This window comes from Variovorax sp. RKNM96 (assembly GCF_017161115.1).
GTDB lineage: Bacteria > Pseudomonadota > Gammaproteobacteria > Burkholderiales > Burkholderiaceae_C > Variovorax.
The window spans coordinates 4,017,590-4,032,074 of the sequence record NZ_CP046508.1 but is presented as its reverse complement, the minus strand read 5'-3'; the positions used below and the strand labels follow the sequence as shown (position 1 = coordinate 4,032,074).

24 protein-coding genes are annotated in these 14,485 nt (G+C 60.9%); all 24 read right to left on the bottom strand.

Annotated features, from left to right (window positions below):
- Positions 1-384: 384 nt before the first annotated feature.
- The 24 genes from GNX71_RS18590 to GNX71_RS18470 all read right to left on the bottom strand — a co-directional run bounded on the left by GNX71_RS18590 (position 385) and on the right by GNX71_RS18470 (position 14,463).
- Positions 385-657, bottom strand: coding sequence for a hypothetical protein (locus GNX71_RS18590; protein WP_206173688.1), 273 nt, complete (start codon positions 655-657; stop codon positions 385-387).
- Positions 654-1,196, bottom strand: coding sequence for a dATP/dGTP diphosphohydrolase domain-containing protein (locus tag GNX71_RS18585; protein WP_206173687.1), 543 nt, complete (start codon positions 1,194-1,196; stop codon positions 654-656). The genes GNX71_RS18590 and GNX71_RS18585 overlap by 4 nt, the downstream gene beginning before the upstream one ends.
- A 199-nt stretch (positions 1,197-1,395) precedes the next feature.
- A complete protein-coding gene (locus GNX71_RS18580) occupies positions 1,396-2,196 on the bottom strand; it encodes a hypothetical protein (RefSeq protein ID WP_206173686.1) in 801 nt (266 codons plus the stop codon).
- Positions 2,193-2,381 (bottom strand): hypothetical protein, encoded by a 189-nt coding sequence (locus GNX71_RS18575; protein WP_206173685.1) that lies wholly within the window; start codon positions 2,379-2,381, stop codon positions 2,193-2,195. The genes GNX71_RS18580 and GNX71_RS18575 overlap by 4 nt, the downstream gene beginning before the upstream one ends.
- Entirely contained in the window at positions 2,369-2,893 is a 525-nt protein-coding gene (locus GNX71_RS18570) for a hypothetical protein (RefSeq protein WP_206173684.1), read from the bottom strand. Before GNX71_RS18570 ends, GNX71_RS18575 begins: the two co-directional genes overlap by 13 nt.
- A complete protein-coding gene (locus GNX71_RS18565) occupies positions 2,880-3,377 on the bottom strand; it encodes a hypothetical protein (protein WP_206173683.1) in 498 nt (165 codons plus the stop codon). The genes GNX71_RS18570 and GNX71_RS18565 overlap by 14 nt, the downstream gene beginning before the upstream one ends.
- Positions 3,370-3,741, bottom strand: a complete 372-nt coding sequence (locus GNX71_RS33560) for a hypothetical protein (protein ID WP_241026973.1) — start codon at positions 3,739-3,741, stop codon at positions 3,370-3,372. Before GNX71_RS33560 ends, GNX71_RS18565 begins: the two co-directional genes overlap by 8 nt.
- 270 nt (positions 3,742-4,011) lie before the next feature.
- Entirely contained in the window at positions 4,012-5,928 is a 1,917-nt protein-coding gene (locus tag GNX71_RS18550) for a DNA polymerase (RefSeq protein WP_206173680.1), read from the bottom strand.
- Positions 5,929-6,752: 824 nt separating this feature from the next.
- Positions 6,753-6,935, bottom strand: a complete 183-nt coding sequence (locus tag GNX71_RS18545) for a hypothetical protein (RefSeq protein WP_206173679.1) — start codon at positions 6,933-6,935, stop codon at positions 6,753-6,755.
- A complete protein-coding gene (locus GNX71_RS18540) occupies positions 6,932-7,183 on the bottom strand; it encodes a hypothetical protein (RefSeq protein WP_206173678.1) in 252 nt (83 codons plus the stop codon). The genes GNX71_RS18545 and GNX71_RS18540 overlap by 4 nt, the downstream gene beginning before the upstream one ends.
- Positions 7,183-7,398, bottom strand: coding sequence for a hypothetical protein (locus GNX71_RS18535; RefSeq protein WP_206173677.1), 216 nt, complete (start codon positions 7,396-7,398; stop codon positions 7,183-7,185). Before GNX71_RS18535 ends, GNX71_RS18540 begins: the two co-directional genes overlap by 1 nt.
- A gap of 458 nt (positions 7,399-7,856) precedes the next feature.
- Positions 7,857-9,491 carry a toprim domain-containing protein gene (locus GNX71_RS18530; protein ID WP_206173676.1) on the bottom strand — a complete coding sequence of 545 codons (1,635 nt, stop codon included), beginning with the start codon at positions 9,489-9,491 and terminating at the stop codon, positions 7,857-7,859.
- Positions 9,488-9,673: a hypothetical protein gene (locus GNX71_RS18525; protein ID WP_206173675.1), complete on the bottom strand. Its 186-nt coding sequence runs from the start codon at positions 9,671-9,673 to the stop codon at positions 9,488-9,490. The genes GNX71_RS18530 and GNX71_RS18525 overlap by 4 nt, the downstream gene beginning before the upstream one ends.
- Positions 9,670-9,879: a hypothetical protein gene (locus GNX71_RS18520; protein ID WP_206173674.1), complete on the bottom strand. Its 210-nt coding sequence runs from the start codon at positions 9,877-9,879 to the stop codon at positions 9,670-9,672. The genes GNX71_RS18525 and GNX71_RS18520 overlap by 4 nt, the downstream gene beginning before the upstream one ends.
- A complete protein-coding gene (locus GNX71_RS18515; protein ID WP_206173673.1) occupies positions 9,872-10,306 on the bottom strand; it encodes a helix-turn-helix domain-containing protein in 435 nt (144 codons plus the stop codon). The genes GNX71_RS18520 and GNX71_RS18515 overlap by 8 nt, the downstream gene beginning before the upstream one ends.
- Positions 10,307-10,390: 84 nt before the next feature.
- Positions 10,391-10,831: a hypothetical protein gene (locus GNX71_RS18510; protein ID WP_206173672.1), complete on the bottom strand. Its 441-nt coding sequence runs from the start codon at positions 10,829-10,831 to the stop codon at positions 10,391-10,393.
- Between the two features lie 50 nt (positions 10,832-10,881).
- Positions 10,882-11,322, bottom strand: coding sequence for an N-acetylmuramoyl-L-alanine amidase (locus GNX71_RS18505; protein WP_206173671.1), 441 nt, complete (start codon positions 11,320-11,322; stop codon positions 10,882-10,884).
- A complete protein-coding gene (locus GNX71_RS18500) occupies positions 11,322-11,540 on the bottom strand; it encodes a hypothetical protein (RefSeq protein WP_206173670.1) in 219 nt (72 codons plus the stop codon). Before GNX71_RS18500 ends, GNX71_RS18505 begins: the two co-directional genes overlap by 1 nt.
- Positions 11,537-11,956, bottom strand: a complete 420-nt coding sequence (locus GNX71_RS18495; RefSeq protein WP_206173669.1) for a hypothetical protein — start codon at positions 11,954-11,956, stop codon at positions 11,537-11,539. Before GNX71_RS18495 ends, GNX71_RS18500 begins: the two co-directional genes overlap by 4 nt.
- The gene (locus GNX71_RS18490; RefSeq protein ID WP_206173668.1) at positions 11,943-12,662 is read right to left on the bottom strand and encodes a hypothetical protein; all 720 of its coding nucleotides are present in this window, start codon (positions 12,660-12,662) and stop codon (positions 11,943-11,945) included. The genes GNX71_RS18495 and GNX71_RS18490 overlap by 14 nt, the downstream gene beginning before the upstream one ends.
- Positions 12,663-12,896 carry a hypothetical protein gene (locus GNX71_RS18485; RefSeq protein ID WP_206173667.1) on the bottom strand — a complete coding sequence of 78 codons (234 nt, stop codon included), beginning with the start codon at positions 12,894-12,896 and terminating at the stop codon, positions 12,663-12,665.
- Position 12,897: 1 nt separating this feature from the next.
- A complete protein-coding gene (locus GNX71_RS18480) occupies positions 12,898-13,167 on the bottom strand; it encodes a hypothetical protein (RefSeq protein WP_206173666.1) in 270 nt (89 codons plus the stop codon).
- Entirely contained in the window at positions 13,164-13,616 is a 453-nt protein-coding gene (locus GNX71_RS18475) for a hypothetical protein (protein ID WP_206173665.1), read from the bottom strand. The genes GNX71_RS18480 and GNX71_RS18475 overlap by 4 nt, the downstream gene beginning before the upstream one ends.
- 31 nt (positions 13,617-13,647) lie before the next feature.
- Entirely contained in the window at positions 13,648-14,463 is an 816-nt protein-coding gene (locus GNX71_RS18470; protein WP_206173664.1) for a pentapeptide repeat-containing protein, read from the bottom strand.
- Positions 14,464-14,485 lie beyond the last annotated feature (22 nt).

Genomic DNA, 14,485 nt, shown 5'->3' with positions numbered 1-14,485 from the left:
TCGAGCCATCTGGCGAGGCCATACCTGGAGGTGGCGGAGCCTTCGGCCGCGGAGGCGGAATGGTCAGCGGAGAAATAACCGGGGTCTTTGGGCCATTGACGAGCTTCTTCACAGCGTCAGCGGCAGAGAGACCTTGGCCACCGATGCGGAGGGCTGCGAGGCCGAGAGGGGTATCGTTGTCCGGCAGAGCCATCGCCTTCGGGGCCACCACAGGGGCAGTCGGGGGCGTGGCCGCGGGAGCGTCAGGGGTACTGCACATGTGTTGGGGGACCTGTTGTATTTAGGCCGTGAGCGGTCATTCGCACGTTCGGCGAAGAAGGGGCTTTAGAAAGCAAAAGGGGCCCTTGTGAGGCCCCTTTCCTTTGTCCATGCCGTGATGCGCTACTACTTGAGAATCCGGCTCAAGAAGGCCGCTGTGCTTTTGTTGAACCTTCGGAGGTGGTCCTGTGCCCAGCGGCGGATGATGTAACTCCGCGCCACCGAGATGACCGTATAGACCAGGCCGATGGCGAAGTTGGCCGCAAGGGTCAGTGAGGTGAACCCGAAGGCTGGGAGGATGACCAGGTTCGCAACGAAGTTGATCCCGAAGCCGATGGCCACGTTGATCCATGCCTCTACGAAAGACTCCATGCGGGTCTGCCGCGCTGAGTCCGTCATGCCGGCTGTTGCTTCTCGGTATGGTGCACCGGGTTCAGGCCCTTGGACATCTCGGCGAGGTGAGCCGTGGTGGCCTCTAGGCGTTCGATGAGGCCAGCCATGTCAGCCTTAGGCGGCCGGTCATCGTTCAGCAGGCCGACCAGTTCCGCGTCCAAGATGATGCCGAGGCATGCCATTGCATTGGCCAGGTGGTGCACCTTCGTCTTCGGGTCGAAGTTCTCTCCGTTCCACCACTTGCTGACGTGCCGGTCGTGGGCGGATTTGTAGGTACTGGCGCGCACGCCTGCAACACGCCAGTTGTACGAGCCATACTTCAGCGCGCCTTCGGTGAACGCAGTGGCTGCGTAGGCCGTGAGGCTGGAGGGCACCACCGAGAAGTTGAGCTTGCTGGAGCCGATGGCTTCCTTGGGGTTCGTGAGCTTCGTGGTGGGGCCGGCTGCTGTGGGAATGGAATGAAAGGTCAGGGCTTCATGCGCGTCACCAACGAGGGCTTCGCGCGCCGACTTCCACTCTGGGGATTCGTAATCAGGTAGTGACATTTATTTCTTGTAGCGGCCGACAAGGGCCTTAGCGATTTGATTGAGGATGCCGAGGAGGACGAGGATGCCAAACACCACAGGTGCATTCATTGCGTTGTCTGCTGCCTTTCGGTTGTGAAGCTGTTGCAGCTCCGTGGAGCCACATACCAGTTGATGACCTGGACGCTGGCCTTCATGCACCAGATGTCCCCCGACTCCTCTAGGAAGTGGTGGCCGCAGTGCAGGCAGGTAGGGCCGGGCTTAGGGGGTAGGAAGCGGGAGTCCAAAGGATCGTTGTCTTCTTCTTGAAGTCGTAGTCGGTCGCCCGAGAGATGCGGGCCACGCGGGCCTGGACGAGAGCGTCTTCTTCCGTGAGACCCTTGGCGAGGTAGACATCCACGATGACAGGCCACAGCGGGAGGTCAGCCAGCACAGCGTGAGCAAGGACCGCGTGAGCCTTCACAGGGCCGCAGCCGGGGCAGCCCTTGTAGTGGTCTGTGGCGTCCCCGATGAGGGCCTGGTAGGCGTGGTACTCGTCGGCCGCGGCCTCACTGATGAGGTGCGGCTTGCTGTCCTTGGCTGGGTTGTAGAGCCAGCCGGGGATGGTCTTCATGTCCTTGTCTTCGGACACGATGGTCTTTCGGCCAGGCACCAGCGTTGGGTGCGTCGAGAGGATGCCCATGATGTCGTCGGCCTCAAGCGTTGGCTTGCGGTAACTGGGGTAGGCATGCTCCATGTAGTCCTTGAGGGGGCCTAGATGCACCGGGCGCACGGTGTCCTTGCGGTTGCCCTTGTATGTGGGCAGCACCTGCATGCGCCAGCCTTCTTCCGAAGGGCAGCTCAAGCAGATAATGAGGTCTGTGGCCTTGAGGCTGTCCTTCAGCTCGGCAAGCCACGCATCGACCTTGGGGGTCACCGTGTCAAGGTCGTCAACAGCGGCGCCAAACGGAGTGGTCCGTTGGGCCTTGCTGGCGAACTTGAAGGCCACGATGTCCGCGTCCACGAGGAGGGTGTGCTTCACCACGGGCGCCGACACGAATCAACGTAGGCGCCGGACAGCAGCCACACGCGCTGTGCAATCGACAAGACAGAGCCGTCCTCGGCCACGCGGTCCACCAGAGCGCGGTCGCATGCATGGTGCATGTCATCGACCTCAGCCGTGAAGAAGTCCATGGTGGCTACAGCCACTTCGGTCACTTCACCCATTGCTGGAACTCCGCAGGAATCACAAGGGTCCGCTCAGGGTACTTGAGCTTCAGGCGGTCCCATCGCTTCATGCTGCGGGTGAACTCGCGTTCGTCTTCGCAGTGAACGAGGGTCGCGGTCTGGTTGAGCTGGTCAACCTCGAAGGCCGTGGTCGTCAGGTATACGCCAACGCCGGTCGCCACCTGGCAGAAGCCGAAGTCCATGCGGCTCACACGGTCCAGCGGGTCCATGCCTTCTTCAAGGACGATGACTTGCGCGGGGTGGCCATCAACCATGCCGATGTCGAACACGTCACGCACTTCGCTGGACGAGTACGCGAGGAAAGCCGCGTAGGTCTCCGGACAGGCGCCGGGGAACGCGGCGCGCAATGCCTCACAAGTGAGACCATAGGGCGCGAAGAAGTCCAGGTCCTTGACGGGCTTGTCATTCATCCGGTCCCGGAGGTAGCCGCCTGCCAGCACGGAGCCGGGGGCGATGTGGCACAGGGCCGCGAGTGCTTCAATTGCCTTCATCGCTTACTCCTTTGATCCATTGCTGGAGTTGGACAAGCTGGTCGGCGTTGTCGTGGCAGATGGCGTAATTGCCGGTGATGGTTTGGGCAGCTTGCTGAGGGCTGACGGGGACCTCATCAGGGCCTCCGGGGGCTGGGGGAACCTCGTCAGCCGCGGCGCTGTCGTGAAGCACCCGGAAAGCCCCAGGCAAAGGAGCGAGCCCAGCAGCAGGGATGCGCTTCTCGATTTCGACTTGAACATTTGCAGCCCTTCTGGAGATTGCTTTGGAGTTGTCAACGCGGCGCGCGAGGACCACGTTGGTGACTTGGATGACCTTCTTGGAGAGGGCCAAGGATTCGGTGAGGCCGGTGTTGGCGAGGGCCAGCTCCTGCTTGTCGTGGTAGAGGTCAGTGACCCAGTAGCCGCTGTACGCCACTGCAGCCAGCACCACGGCCACAGCAACCGCCTTAACATACCCGAGGTACGGCGTGAGGAAGTCAAACATCCTGATGCTTCCCTGACTGGACCCAGAGGTATCCGCTGTACGTGGGGCGCCACTTGCGGCCGTAGTTGCCGTCGAACTGCAGGGTGGTGATGAGGCCGCGTGATGCAGCCATGGCCAGCTCGGCCGCGTGGATGCGAGCGAAGTTGCTGGCCACAGAGACATCGCCCATGTAGCAGGCAGTGACCACGGAATCGAGGTCGTCAGCTTCCTGCACGTCAAGCTCAGGGTCTCCGGGCTCAATGTCTCCAGGCAGCGATCCAGCGTATTGCGGTGGTGAGACCGCGCCCATATCGTTCGGCCAGGGCGTGGGCAGAACAGCCAGTAGCGAGCCAATAATCCCGCGCAGCTTCTTGAGTAAATTCATATCGTTCCTTGTTGGTCTTCACCGCGTGGGCTACGCCCTCGATGACTTCTAGGTGGGCCGGTGTGGCGCAGCCTCGGTTGTTGCAGAGATGGTTGACTTCAAAGCCTTCGGGGATGTGAACCCCACGGGCTTCGAGAATCACGCGGTGGAACATCTGGCGTTTGCCAGCGATGAACTTGCGGAGGTAGCCATCAGCGTTCGTTTTGTGGCTGACGCATATACAGCAGCCTGTGGGCAGGCGGCGGAAAAGCATCGGTGTGGGAACGCAGCTCAATGGGTGGCGTACCAGCTCTTGCCGGCCTTCCACTCACCATCAAGGGGACAGCGGAACTTGAAGTACTCGCCGGCTTGTCTGATGGCTTCCACCATCGTCTTGCCTACGAACTCCTCAAGGCCCTCATCGACCTCTATCTGGGCTTCGTCATGTACAACTGCCACCAGCTCGTACTGCTTGCCAGGGGCGTAGCCTGCGGCCTGCATCGTGTCGTCAAAGATGCAGATGGCCTTCTTCATCTGCACGGCCCCTGCACACTGGAGAAGTGTGTTGAGGGCAGCGTGCTCAGAGCGCACCGCGATGCGCCGGCCATCCAAACCCTTAAGCCACTTCTGTGCTTTCGCCTTGGCCTTGACGGCCTTAACGAGAGCGCCAAGGGCAGGGAGGTTGGCCATGAAACTGTCACGGGCTCGCTTGCCTGCAGCTCTCGCACCTACCTGCTTACGGGTCAGAGTGAAGCCCAGCTTCTCATCGCCAGCACCGTAGAGGAATGCGTAGAACCAGGTTTTTGCAATGTCCCGGCCGGTCTCGCCATCGAAATAGACGGCTGTGGGGTCCAGGCCCAGCGCCCGGGCATTCACTGAGTGGATGTCCGTGCCTAGCTTCTTGTCCCCCTTTAGCACCACGTCGATGTAGGCACCGTCATCCCAAGCGGCCATGTAGCCAGCCATATCTCGCAGCTCCAGCGCATCAGCGTCAGCACCTACGAGAACCTTGCCCTTCGGCACGATGAACAGGGCGCGGCACTCCTTGCCGTAAGGCGAGTAGGACGCGGGCACCTGGCCCATGTTGGGGTGAGAGTGGGACATGCGGCCCGTGATGGTCCCCATGGTGTCGACACTGCCGTGCATGCGCCCATCGGTCATGTTGACCTTCTTGAGCCACGCCTGGTTACCCTCAGCCACCTGGCCAATGCGCTTCTCTACGATGTAGTACTCACGCAGGACCTTGGCTTCCGGGTAGGGCAGCTTGGCAAGGATGGCTTCATCCACCTGGACACCGCCATCAGGCGTGAAGTCCACCGGCTTCCAGCCACGCATGGCCTTGAGCCACACAGCGACGTGCTCACGGCTGCTCGGGCTGAACTCAACCAGCTTGACCTTCGTGAGCGGTGCATCAGCTGAGTAGCCATGCTGCTTGCTGTCCCGCTTTGGGGTCCACGGGCGGTTCACGCCATCGGGCCTGTACCGCGGCTTGAAGACAGCTTGAAGCTCACGCTCCATCTCCACCTTCCGCTGCACGAGGGTGCCGTAAAGGTCCACTGCAGCCCGCTGGTCGAACAGGAAGCCGTAGCGTTCCTGCCTGGCCAGAATCCACGCCACCTGCGTCTCGATGAGGATGGACTCCTCAGACCACTCCTTGGCCTTGACGCGGTTCCAAAGGGCCAGGGTGACCTTGGCGTCTTGAACGCCGTAGTCCTCCATGTCTTGGTTCCACTCAGCCCACTTCAGGCGCTTGCGTTCGGCTTCATCCTCGATGCGGGTGTCGCCTTCGTAGCTCGCCTTGTGGAAGCCCATACGCTGGCCCCAGGCTTCAAGCGAGTAGCGGCCAGTGAGCTGGCCAGGGAACTGGTTGCCCGGCTTCTTGCGCTGCTCCATGTCCCATGAAACGATGTCGGCCCACACGAGCTTCGACAGGACCAGCGTGTCACGGACCTCCTGCCACTTGAAGCCTTCACCGAACAGCTTCACGAGGACCGCATGGTCGTACTTGATGCTGTTGTGGCCGATCTTCAGCTTGAACTTGCGGAGGTAGGCGATGCCCTCCGCGATGGTGTCCATCTCGTGGTTCTTACGGAAGACCTTGACGATGCCTGCTGCAGCGTCGGTCGCCAGCAGCAGGTGAATCTTCGACACGTCATCGAGTAGGCCATCGGTCTCCAGGTCCCACACTACTTCTTCGTACTCTTGCATTGGGGTGGTCTTTCACGCCCCGGAAGGGAACGACTAGTTGTTGAGGTGGCCCCACTGGGAGGCAAAGGCGTTGGCGATGCCTGCGTAGGTAGTGCTGCGCAGCTTCCAACGGAGAGGACCGGGCGGGGCATCATGTGGACGCGAGGCTCTCGGCCGGCCACGATGTCCGTGGGAATCAGCTTCGGAAGGTTCTTCAGCCACAGGCAGGTAGCCTTGATTTCCCCATGACCAAATTGCCACGGCTGCACGATCTGGTCAGGCTTGCGGATACGGCTGCTGATGACGCTGATGGGGTTCTCCACTGCGATGCGTGGGATGTCTGCGTCCATCAGGCGCTGCACGAAGGCGAGGCCGTCTTCCATGTCCTGCCGCCTCGTCGGGTAGCGGGGATGAGGTCGGCGCTCGGAGGTCGGTAGGTGCTTGTCGTCGTCGTGTTAGAGCCACCGGACACCTGCCACCGTGAGGTAAGTGCAGGGCGGGTGGGCCACCATCAGGTCCCATCCGTCATTGATGACATCGAAGACATCGCCTTGATAGTGGGGCCAGGAACATCCGTGGGCAGGAGGTCGCAGGACATGGCCGCGTGGCCGAGTGCTCTGAACGCATCACGAGTTGCGCCTGAGTATTCGCAGGCAATGAGAATTCGCATAAGGGCTTTCGCCCCAGTGCGGGGCTGGGTCAGTGGGTGGTGGTGCGGACACACGCCCAGGTGGACGTGCCGTTCGGAAGGCGCATGAAGAAAGCTGTCAGGGCCGGGCAGGACGAGAGGTGATCCATGACTGCCTTGCAGTTCGCTTGGAACTGTTCGGCCGCAGCACGGGCGCTCATATCCACACGCCGCCTTTCGGCTGGCAGAAGCTCTCTCCACGGAACTGGCAGGACACCTTGGGATTCACGGTGTCTGCTGGCTGCGTGGAGAGGCCTGTAGGCGAAGGAGGTGGCGTGATGCAGCCGAGAGCAGCCAGGGAGAGGCAGAAGGCGGCGATGAGGGCCGGGAAGGTCTTCATGCGAAGCCTCCGGTGGTCTCTTTCCGGTTCATCGCAGCGCCACATGTGATGCAATGGTCCCAGCAGGCGGAGACGCTTACGTAGTCGTAGCCGCCCTCCATGTAGGAAGTACGGCGTACGGTGATTGGGTGATGACAGGTCTTGGCGATGTCGGCTTGAACAAGGCCAAGCTCCTTGCGAATTGCCTCTGCCCTCGAAAGCAGTGAATCGCGCACATCCACCAGGCCCATGAGGACTGTTGCGTCCATCAGGCCAGCCGATTCACCATGATGGCCTTGCGCCAGTCCGGGTTTACCGCGAGGAAGCCACGCCACTCACCGGGCAGGCGGGACTCATGGCCCTGCTTGATGGCCCGGCGCACAGCACGGTTCGGCCAGTTGGCCGGCACGGTCGGGAAGGTGCCCGCGAAGATGGTCTTGCCGGCTTGCTTGACGGCGCCGATAGCTTGGAAAAGGTTCTTCATGATGGTTCTTTCAGGTTACGTGGGTCCACGACAGGCCAAGAGCGGCCTTGCGTGTGATGGAAGGCGTTAGCCCGTGCTTTCGCGCTATGAAGCGCAGGGAGACGCCGGTGGCAGCCTCCTTTCGGATGGCACGCACCAAGTCATCGTTGAGAACTGCATTGCGGTTTGCGACTCCGCGGCCTGCGTTAGCGGCGCCATTGCCTTGTCGGTTAAACAAAGGCTGAATGGTGTGAATCAGGTCAAGCTCTTTGCGTTGAGACTCGGCGGGGCTCAGGGCTCCAACGAGAATCACCACGTAGTCAGCAGGCGTGTAGCCCGCAGACATGAGGTTGCGTAGCACTGCGATGTGTGCCGCTGACCTTCTGGACTGGCTCCAGGCGCGCTCATTCCTGCCAGCTCCTATGTAGATGACCTCCCCGCTTTGCGGCAGGATGTGTGCATAGACATAGGAGTGGCAGTCAGAAGGCGTCACTGGCCGAGCCAGCTTGTACCGGCCCAAATGGCGAATCAGGTTCACCAGCTTCGGAGAGAAGCCCGGTCTCGCTGTCGTAGCGCAGGCGGATGGTCTTGCCGGTCGCTTGGCCGGTGTTGCGGTCCTTCAAGCAGCGCAGCGTGGTGATGCAGCGCGCGGCTTCGTCATCGTCCTGCTGCGAGCGCTCAAGGCCTACCATCAGGTGAGACCACATGCCGATTGCATTGCTACCACGGAAGTGGCGGATCATCACGCGGCCACCTTCCTCGTGCGGCTTGCCTTCGGGGCGCGCCAAGTGGGAAATGAAGTGCATGACGTAGCCCAGCTCCTGAGCTTGACCGGCCATCTCGGCCATGATGGCATCGAGAGACCGCCGCTCGTCCTCCTCACTGGCCACTAGGGCGGTCAGGTGATCCAGATAGATATGCTTGCAGCCAAGGCCAACCACCATGTAGCGAATGCGGGACTTGATGAGGTCCCATTCGGTGGAACCGAAGTGGTCGTAGAGGTACAGACTGCCGCTGTCTTCGAGGGACTGTGCAGCTGTCTGTAGGTCCTCACGTGTGGCCTTGCCAGGAACGTGGAAGACCTTGCCTACCGCTTTACCAGCGATGCGGCGAATGGTTTCCACAGGAGGCTGCTCAAGGTAGAGAACGCCGGTCTTGACCTTCAGGTTCAGAACGTCGAAGGCGATGGACTGCGTGAACAGGTCCGTCTTCCCCACGCCCGTGCCGGCACCGAATGCATAGACCTCACCAGGCCTGCGGCCATAGGTCATCGCCGTCAGGGATGGGAGGAACCATGGGGTGCCCTCCACCTGCTGGGTCATCACCTTTTCCATCAGGTCACCCACGGACACGACCCCATCGGGGCGGTACTCCTTGGCGCCCCAAACAGCATCAATAAGCTCCTTGGCCCTTCCGGCCATCAGCATCTCATTGGCGTCCTTCAGGGGCAGTGAGGCCACCTTGCACCGCCCAGGGGTGAACAGCGGGGCACACTTCTCGATGGCTGCCTTACCGGCTGCGTCCATGTCGAACATGAGGACCACTTCCTCAAACTTCTCAAGCCACTCGATGTTGGCTCGAAGGTCCTTCTCGGCCGCGGCAGCTCCACTAGGGATGCTCACGACTGGGTACTTGTTGCCTTGAAGCTGCGAGAGGGACATGCAGTCAATCTCGCCCTCCGTGATGACGACCTTGCGGCCACCGTCACGCCACAGGTGCTGGCCGAACAGCTCACAGCCGCGGGGTGTGCCGGACCACGCGAAGTTCTTGTTGCTATCGCGGAAGTGCTGCGCGACCAGCTCACCATCCTTGTAGTAGTTCGCGATCTGGACGGGGCTGTCGTAGCGCTCTCCGACCTGGTAGCCGAAGTGCTTGCAGGTGTCTTCGGTCAGCCCCCGCTTGCCGAGGGCACGGTACTCACCGTGGATGGGGTCGAAGTCTTTAGGCACCTTGGCGGTCTTCCTGGTTGAGGTTGCGCCATCGGCGGGGGTGTGGTGGTTGCAGACGAAGCAAAAGCTGTGGCCGTCTGAATACTCAGCGTTACCATCGGAGGAGCCACACGCTGCGCATGGCCCCTTCTGGATGCAGACGCTTTCGCTGTCGTCGTGGCTCACGAAGCGTCAGCCACCACCGCGATGCCGTGCTTGGTCATAACGAGCTTGAGGACCTTCAGGGCCACTTCATAGCCGTTGTCGTAGCCACGGCCCCAGGCGTCCTGGCCGGGCTCCGCAGGGATAGGCTCATTGACGATGCCACGCAGCTCCGTGAGGAACGCGCCGATGTCTTTGGAAATCATTCGAGTACTCCTTGGGCGCGCAGCTTCTGTGCCGTGCGGAAACTGACCTTCACGGCCACTTCACGTTCACTCATAAGCCGCTGATGGTCAGCAGCCTTGGCGATACGCATGGCGGTGGGGGCCTTGATGTTGTTGACAGCGGCCGTGACGAAGGCCGCCTGCATCGGGCTGGCGTAGCCGATGTACGCTGGTGTAGCTTTACGCACAGAGAAGCTCCTTCACGTTGAGCTGCTGCGTGCGGGGGCCTTGGGGGGTCTCGAATTGCACGAAGGCAACGTCCTCCACCAGACCCACGACCTTGCCGCCAGCGGTCTTCTTGACCCAGCTCGGCAGGCCGAAGCAGTGGCCCTTCTTGACCTGGACAATCTGCCCCTTCTGGATGTCGCGGCGGATGCGGTACTCGGCGTACTGCTTGCCCACTTCATCGAACTTCGTGATGGAGTCGATTTCCACACCGCGGCTCCGCAGCCGGTCGATGCACGAGGAGAGGCGTGAGATGCCATAGACCAGCGTGGCGTGGCCTTGGGTAATCGGCTTGCCTTGCTCAAGGTGCTTGAGGATGATGTCGTTCTGCGTGGGCGTCGAGGTGGCGATGAGGCCAGTGATGGATGCCGAAGCGGTCTTGGAGTACATGAAGGGGCTTTCAAGAATGACGAAGGCCCACCCGGCTCGAAAGCGGGGCGGGAGGTTGCTTGTGGTTAAAGCGAGGAAGGGGGTTTAGAGAGGAAAGCGGTAGGAAGCTAAGTCAGAGGCCAATCTGCGGCCCAGCTTCCCGGGGATGCAGACAGCTTTAACAGGGTTCCATCCGACAGCAAGGCGCCTGTAAATCATGGCCCGACCTATGCCGAGAAGGTCTGCCCACTCGCTCACTGAAAGGGAGAACGGTCCAATAGTCACCACATGATTAGTGCGGAGGTTGTTGACCTGTTCTGTTGGCGTGGCCCAGCGGCAGTTGTCTTTGTCATAGTGGCCATCAGGGTCCATTCTGTCGAGGGTCTTCCCCTCTGGCCGAACACCCATGTCTTCCAAGAAGCCTGCAAAGGTGTCCCACTTCTCGTCGTAGCCAATACCACGCCCGCCGTACTCGGCATAGTTGTGGTTGGACTCTTTACTACAACGGCGGCGCATCGAAGACCAGGTGTTGTAAGTTGGGCTCATGGCTTTCTTACCTCCCCACCTGGTGTGGCCATGCTCAAGCAGCGCGACCACTACAGCCCGAGGTTCGCGGCCCAGTCCCGTGCTGCAAACGAAGGACAAGCCTTTGCTACGCCAGGGAAGTCGCGGTGGCCTTGGATGGTGGCTATAGGGTACGTGGGGCGCAGGCGCTTGAGGAGGTCGATGAGGGCCTGCATCTGCGCCATGGTGAAGTTGTTCTCGGGCTTGAGGTTCGCATCAACACCGCCGACTAGGCAGATGCCAATGGACTCGGCGTTGTGGCCTTCGACGTGGGCACCAGGTTGGTCCATCGGACGGCCGGCTTCCACCGTGCCATCGCGGCGGATGACGTGGTGATAGCCGATGCAGAGCCAGCCCTTGTCACGGTGCCAGCGATCGATGTCTTTGGCACCGATGTTGGCCGTGGGTGGCGTAGCGCTGCAGTGGATGACCAGGAAGCGAACGTCAGCGGCCTTCAGGGGTCGCAGGGCCATTACAGGTCAACCGCGTCCAGGACATCGGCCAGCTTCTTGAACAGCTTGGCCGCTTCGCGAAGGTCCACCGAGCCCATGAACTGATCGTCAATGGTCACCCGAACTCGGTTGGCAACATCCGGCTCTCCGATGATGATGTCTGCAAGAGTATCCGTGGTCTCTGCCGAGCCGGCCTCGATGCTGTTGTCTGCACGATTGACGATGTGCTTGGTTTTCATTTGGGTTCTTTCGTTTGGGTGCCAATGAGCCAGTCCGCGGGGATTAGCTTGTCAGCGAATTTGTAGTCATGCTTCCTGCACCAGTCGGCGTAGGTTGTCTTCGAGCCCTTGTAGAGCTTGGTCCGCGAGTTGCTGAAGACGAAGCGAAGGTCCAGGTCCGGGTACTGCGCCTTGATGAGAAGGTGCTTGGCGCGGTCGTCGCTATCCATCAGGCCCTTCGTCTCCACCACCATGCTCCCGATCCAAAAATCAGGGCAGTAGGTATGTGCAGACTCAGGCTTGATGAAGCCGAGCTTCCTAGTCTCGTACTCGTGAGGGATGCCCGCGGTCCTGAGCTGGTTTGCAACCTTTTCCTCAAGACCGGAGCGGTAGGACGCTGCTATGTGCGTCCGAGGACGACCCTTAGAAGTCGTCATTCTTCCCAGGGGTGCCGGCCGAGGCTTCATCGCCACTGCCTGCAAACGGCGAGCCGTCACCGTCATCTTCAGGGGCCTCGTAGCCCTCTTCCGACTGGCCGAAGCCGTAGCCGGCCGCGCCCTTCTTGGCTCCATTGGACAGCTCGTGAATCTGCACGGCATCCAGACGCAGCTTCATGCCGAAGCCGGCCGCAGGGGTGTTGTAGGGCTGCAGGCTGTACGCGATGGCCAGCTTCGAGCCACCCCAGATTTCCGGTGGGACCTTGATTTCCTTGCCCGAGGCAGAGAAGAAGTCAGGCTTCAGAATGAGGTCCGGCTTGCCTTCGCGGATGACGCGGGCATTGCTGGAGAACTTCATGAACATCTGGCCCGTGGGCTCGCCGGTCTCGTTGTCGTAGACCTCGCCATAAGGGCTGTTGTCGCCCATCTTCATGGCGCGAAGCTTGGCCTGCAGCTTCACTTTGTCCTTCGGCGCTGCGGCCTTGACATCAGCTTCCAGTTGAGCTTTCTCAGCTTCAAAGGCGGCTGCCTTCTCGGCTTCGATCTGCTCGATGGCAGCTTCGATTTGCTCGGGGTCGAAGAACAGCTTGGTGCTGTACTCGCCGTTGGCCTTGAACTTCGTGTCGGGGGCGTTGAGCTTCGGGAAGCTGGCCGTGCCGACAGGGGAGATGGCCTTCTTCAGTTGGGGGCGTTTTGCGGTTGCCATTTAGATGGAGTCCTGTGTGAAGTCGAGTTGGATGGATTCATCCAGCTTCAACGAGAAGAAAGGGATGCGTTCGCCAAGTCGAGCGAGGGCTTGGTACGTCTCGTAGAGGTCTGCGCCGCTTGTTCTGCCCAGCAGTTCACGCAGCTTCCCTGCGTCCGATGCGGAGATGTCAAGGCGGACGCGGGGCTCACCTATAAGGGTGGCGGTCGCGATGTTGGTGGCGGTCTCGCCCATATCAATGGCCTTTCAGTTCGTTGTCGATGTACCCGTGAAGGGCACGGAGGTGGTACGTGTAGTTGCTGTCCGCGTCTTTGGCGATGCGGTCAGCCTTGTTCAGCATCTCGCCCCTGTCGATCCCCAGGCGCTTGCAAAGCTCGTTGAACAGCACTGCAACCCCGACGACTCGGAGATGCGGGCGTTCGATGTTCTGGGCAGCGTCAAGGACCGTGAAGGCAGCGTGAAGGGCCGAGAAGGGCATCACGGAGTTGAGAGAGTCGATGTTCACGAGATGGCAGCGCGCCGCTTGATGAAGGCGGCCAGGGCCTGGTCAATGGTCTCGTCCAGCAGCACGAAGGTGTTGCCTTCAAGGACACCCGGTCGAACTCCGCGAATCTTGTCATCGCTGAGATAGACGACAGTTCGATAACCGCCTGTGCCGATAACCAAGCGGCGGTGTGCAGTCTCGGTGTAGACGGTGTTGCTGTAGACGCCTTCAGGGGCAGTGTCGAACAGTCTTTCGCCATCGAACACCTGCGGAACCGGTACGACCAGAGGGACCAGGTTGGCGGACTCAAGGGTCGTGAAGTGTTCGCCGGGCTCGGCCTTGGCGCACTGGTAGGCGGTGTCTCGGGCATCACCGAACGTGGTGAAGGCGCCTAGGCCTGGATCGATGCGCGGCACCCCATCGACCATGCGGGCGACGTAATGCTTCGAGAGGTTTTCGTTGGAGGTCATGGTGTTTTCGGTTGGATGGTTCAGTACCAGCTCAGTAGGCTTCTGCCTCTGCTTTCGTGATGAAGAAGTGGATGCCTGCCTCGCACTCCGACTGCCAGTCGAGGCTGAAGGAATCAGGGGTGACACGTTGGCCGGCCCGGTACTCGGTAACGCCGTCATGCGTGCTGATTGCGACCTCAGCACCGATGACCTCGATGACATCTGCGAACTCGGCTCGGCACTTGCGACCGAAGGCATGGGAACGATTCGCTTCTTCAGGGATGCGAAGTTTCACGATGACCCTCTTCTGGCACTTCTTCCAGCCGATGAGGGCACCTTCAGGGAGGATGCGGGTCTTCGCCACGGCCAGCTCGGCGTTCTTCGCTCCGTACAGGTTCGCTCGGGACAGGTTCGCTCCGGACAGGTCCGCTCCGTACAGGTTCGCTCGGGACAGGTTCGCTCCGGACAGGTTCGCTCCGGACAGGTCCGCTCCGGACAGGTCCGCTCCGTACAGGTCCGCTCCGTACAGGTCCGCTCCGTACAGGTTCGCTCGGGACAGGTTCGCTCCGGACAGGTCCGCTCCGTACAGGTTCGCTCGGGACAGGTTCGCTCCGGACAGGTTCGCTCCGGACAGGTCCGCTCCGGACAGGTTCGCTCCGGACAGGTCCGCTCCGTACAGGTTCGCTCGGGACAGGTTCGCTCCGGACAGGTTCGCTCCGGACAGGTTCGCTCGGGACAGGTTCGCTCGGGAGGTCGAAGCCTTCTCCAAGGCGTGACGAAGCTGCATGCCGCTGGACAGGCCGTCCGGCGCTTCGCAGGTGAAAAGGACTGCCCCTTTGAAGCGGTCTTTGATTTGGATCGTGGTCATGAGGTAGCCTTTAGATGGTTGG

Bases quoted from the DNA above. Each gene is read 5' to 3' on its own strand.
- GNX71_RS18590 (WP_206173688.1), bottom strand. From the start codon at position 657: ATGACGGACTCAGCGCGGCAGACCCGCATGGAGTCTTTCGTAGAGGCA.
- GNX71_RS18585 (WP_206173687.1), bottom strand. From the start codon at position 1,196: ATGTCACTACCTGATTACGAATCCCCAGAGTGGAAGTCGGCGCGCGAA.
- GNX71_RS18575 (WP_206173685.1), bottom strand. From the start codon at position 2,381: ATGGGTGAAGTGACCGAAGTGGCTGTAGCCACCATGGACTTCTTCACG.
- GNX71_RS18570 (WP_206173684.1), bottom strand. From the start codon at position 2,893: ATGAAGGCAATTGAAGCACTCGCGGCCCTGTGCCACATCGCCCCCGGC.
- GNX71_RS18565 (WP_206173683.1), bottom strand. From the start codon at position 3,377: ATGTTTGACTTCCTCACGCCGTACCTCGGGTATGTTAAGGCGGTTGCT.
- GNX71_RS33560 (WP_241026973.1), bottom strand. From the start codon at position 3,741: ATGAATTTACTCAAGAAGCTGCGCGGGATTATTGGCTCGCTACTGGCT.
- GNX71_RS18550 (WP_206173680.1), bottom strand. From the start codon at position 5,928: ATGCAAGAGTACGAAGAAGTAGTGTGGGACCTGGAGACCGATGGCCTA.
- GNX71_RS18545 (WP_206173679.1), bottom strand. From the start codon at position 6,935: ATGAAGACCTTCCCGGCCCTCATCGCCGCCTTCTGCCTCTCCCTGGCT.
- GNX71_RS18540 (WP_206173678.1), bottom strand. From the start codon at position 7,183: ATGGACGCAACAGTCCTCATGGGCCTGGTGGATGTGCGCGATTCACTG.
- GNX71_RS18535 (WP_206173677.1), bottom strand. From the start codon at position 7,398: ATGAAGAACCTTTTCCAAGCTATCGGCGCCGTCAAGCAAGCCGGCAAG.
- GNX71_RS18525 (WP_206173675.1), bottom strand. From the start codon at position 9,673: ATGATTTCCAAAGACATCGGCGCGTTCCTCACGGAGCTGCGTGGCATC.
- GNX71_RS18515 (WP_206173673.1), bottom strand. From the start codon at position 10,306: ATGTACTCCAAGACCGCTTCGGCATCCATCACTGGCCTCATCGCCACC.
- GNX71_RS18510 (WP_206173672.1), bottom strand. From the start codon at position 10,831: ATGAGCCCAACTTACAACACCTGGTCTTCGATGCGCCGCCGTTGTAGT.
- GNX71_RS18505 (WP_206173671.1), bottom strand. From the start codon at position 11,322: ATGGCCCTGCGACCCCTGAAGGCCGCTGACGTTCGCTTCCTGGTCATC.
- GNX71_RS18500 (WP_206173670.1), bottom strand. From the start codon at position 11,540: ATGAAAACCAAGCACATCGTCAATCGTGCAGACAACAGCATCGAGGCC.
- GNX71_RS18495 (WP_206173669.1), bottom strand. From the start codon at position 11,956: ATGACGACTTCTAAGGGTCGTCCTCGGACGCACATAGCAGCGTCCTAC.
- GNX71_RS18490 (WP_206173668.1), bottom strand. From the start codon at position 12,662: ATGGCAACCGCAAAACGCCCCCAACTGAAGAAGGCCATCTCCCCTGTC.
- GNX71_RS18485 (WP_206173667.1), bottom strand. From the start codon at position 12,896: ATGGGCGAGACCGCCACCAACATCGCGACCGCCACCCTTATAGGTGAG.
- GNX71_RS18475 (WP_206173665.1), bottom strand. From the start codon at position 13,616: ATGACCTCCAACGAAAACCTCTCGAAGCATTACGTCGCCCGCATGGTC.
- GNX71_RS18470 (WP_206173664.1), bottom strand. From the start codon at position 14,463: ATGACCACGATCCAAATCAAAGACCGCTTCAAAGGGGCAGTCCTTTTC.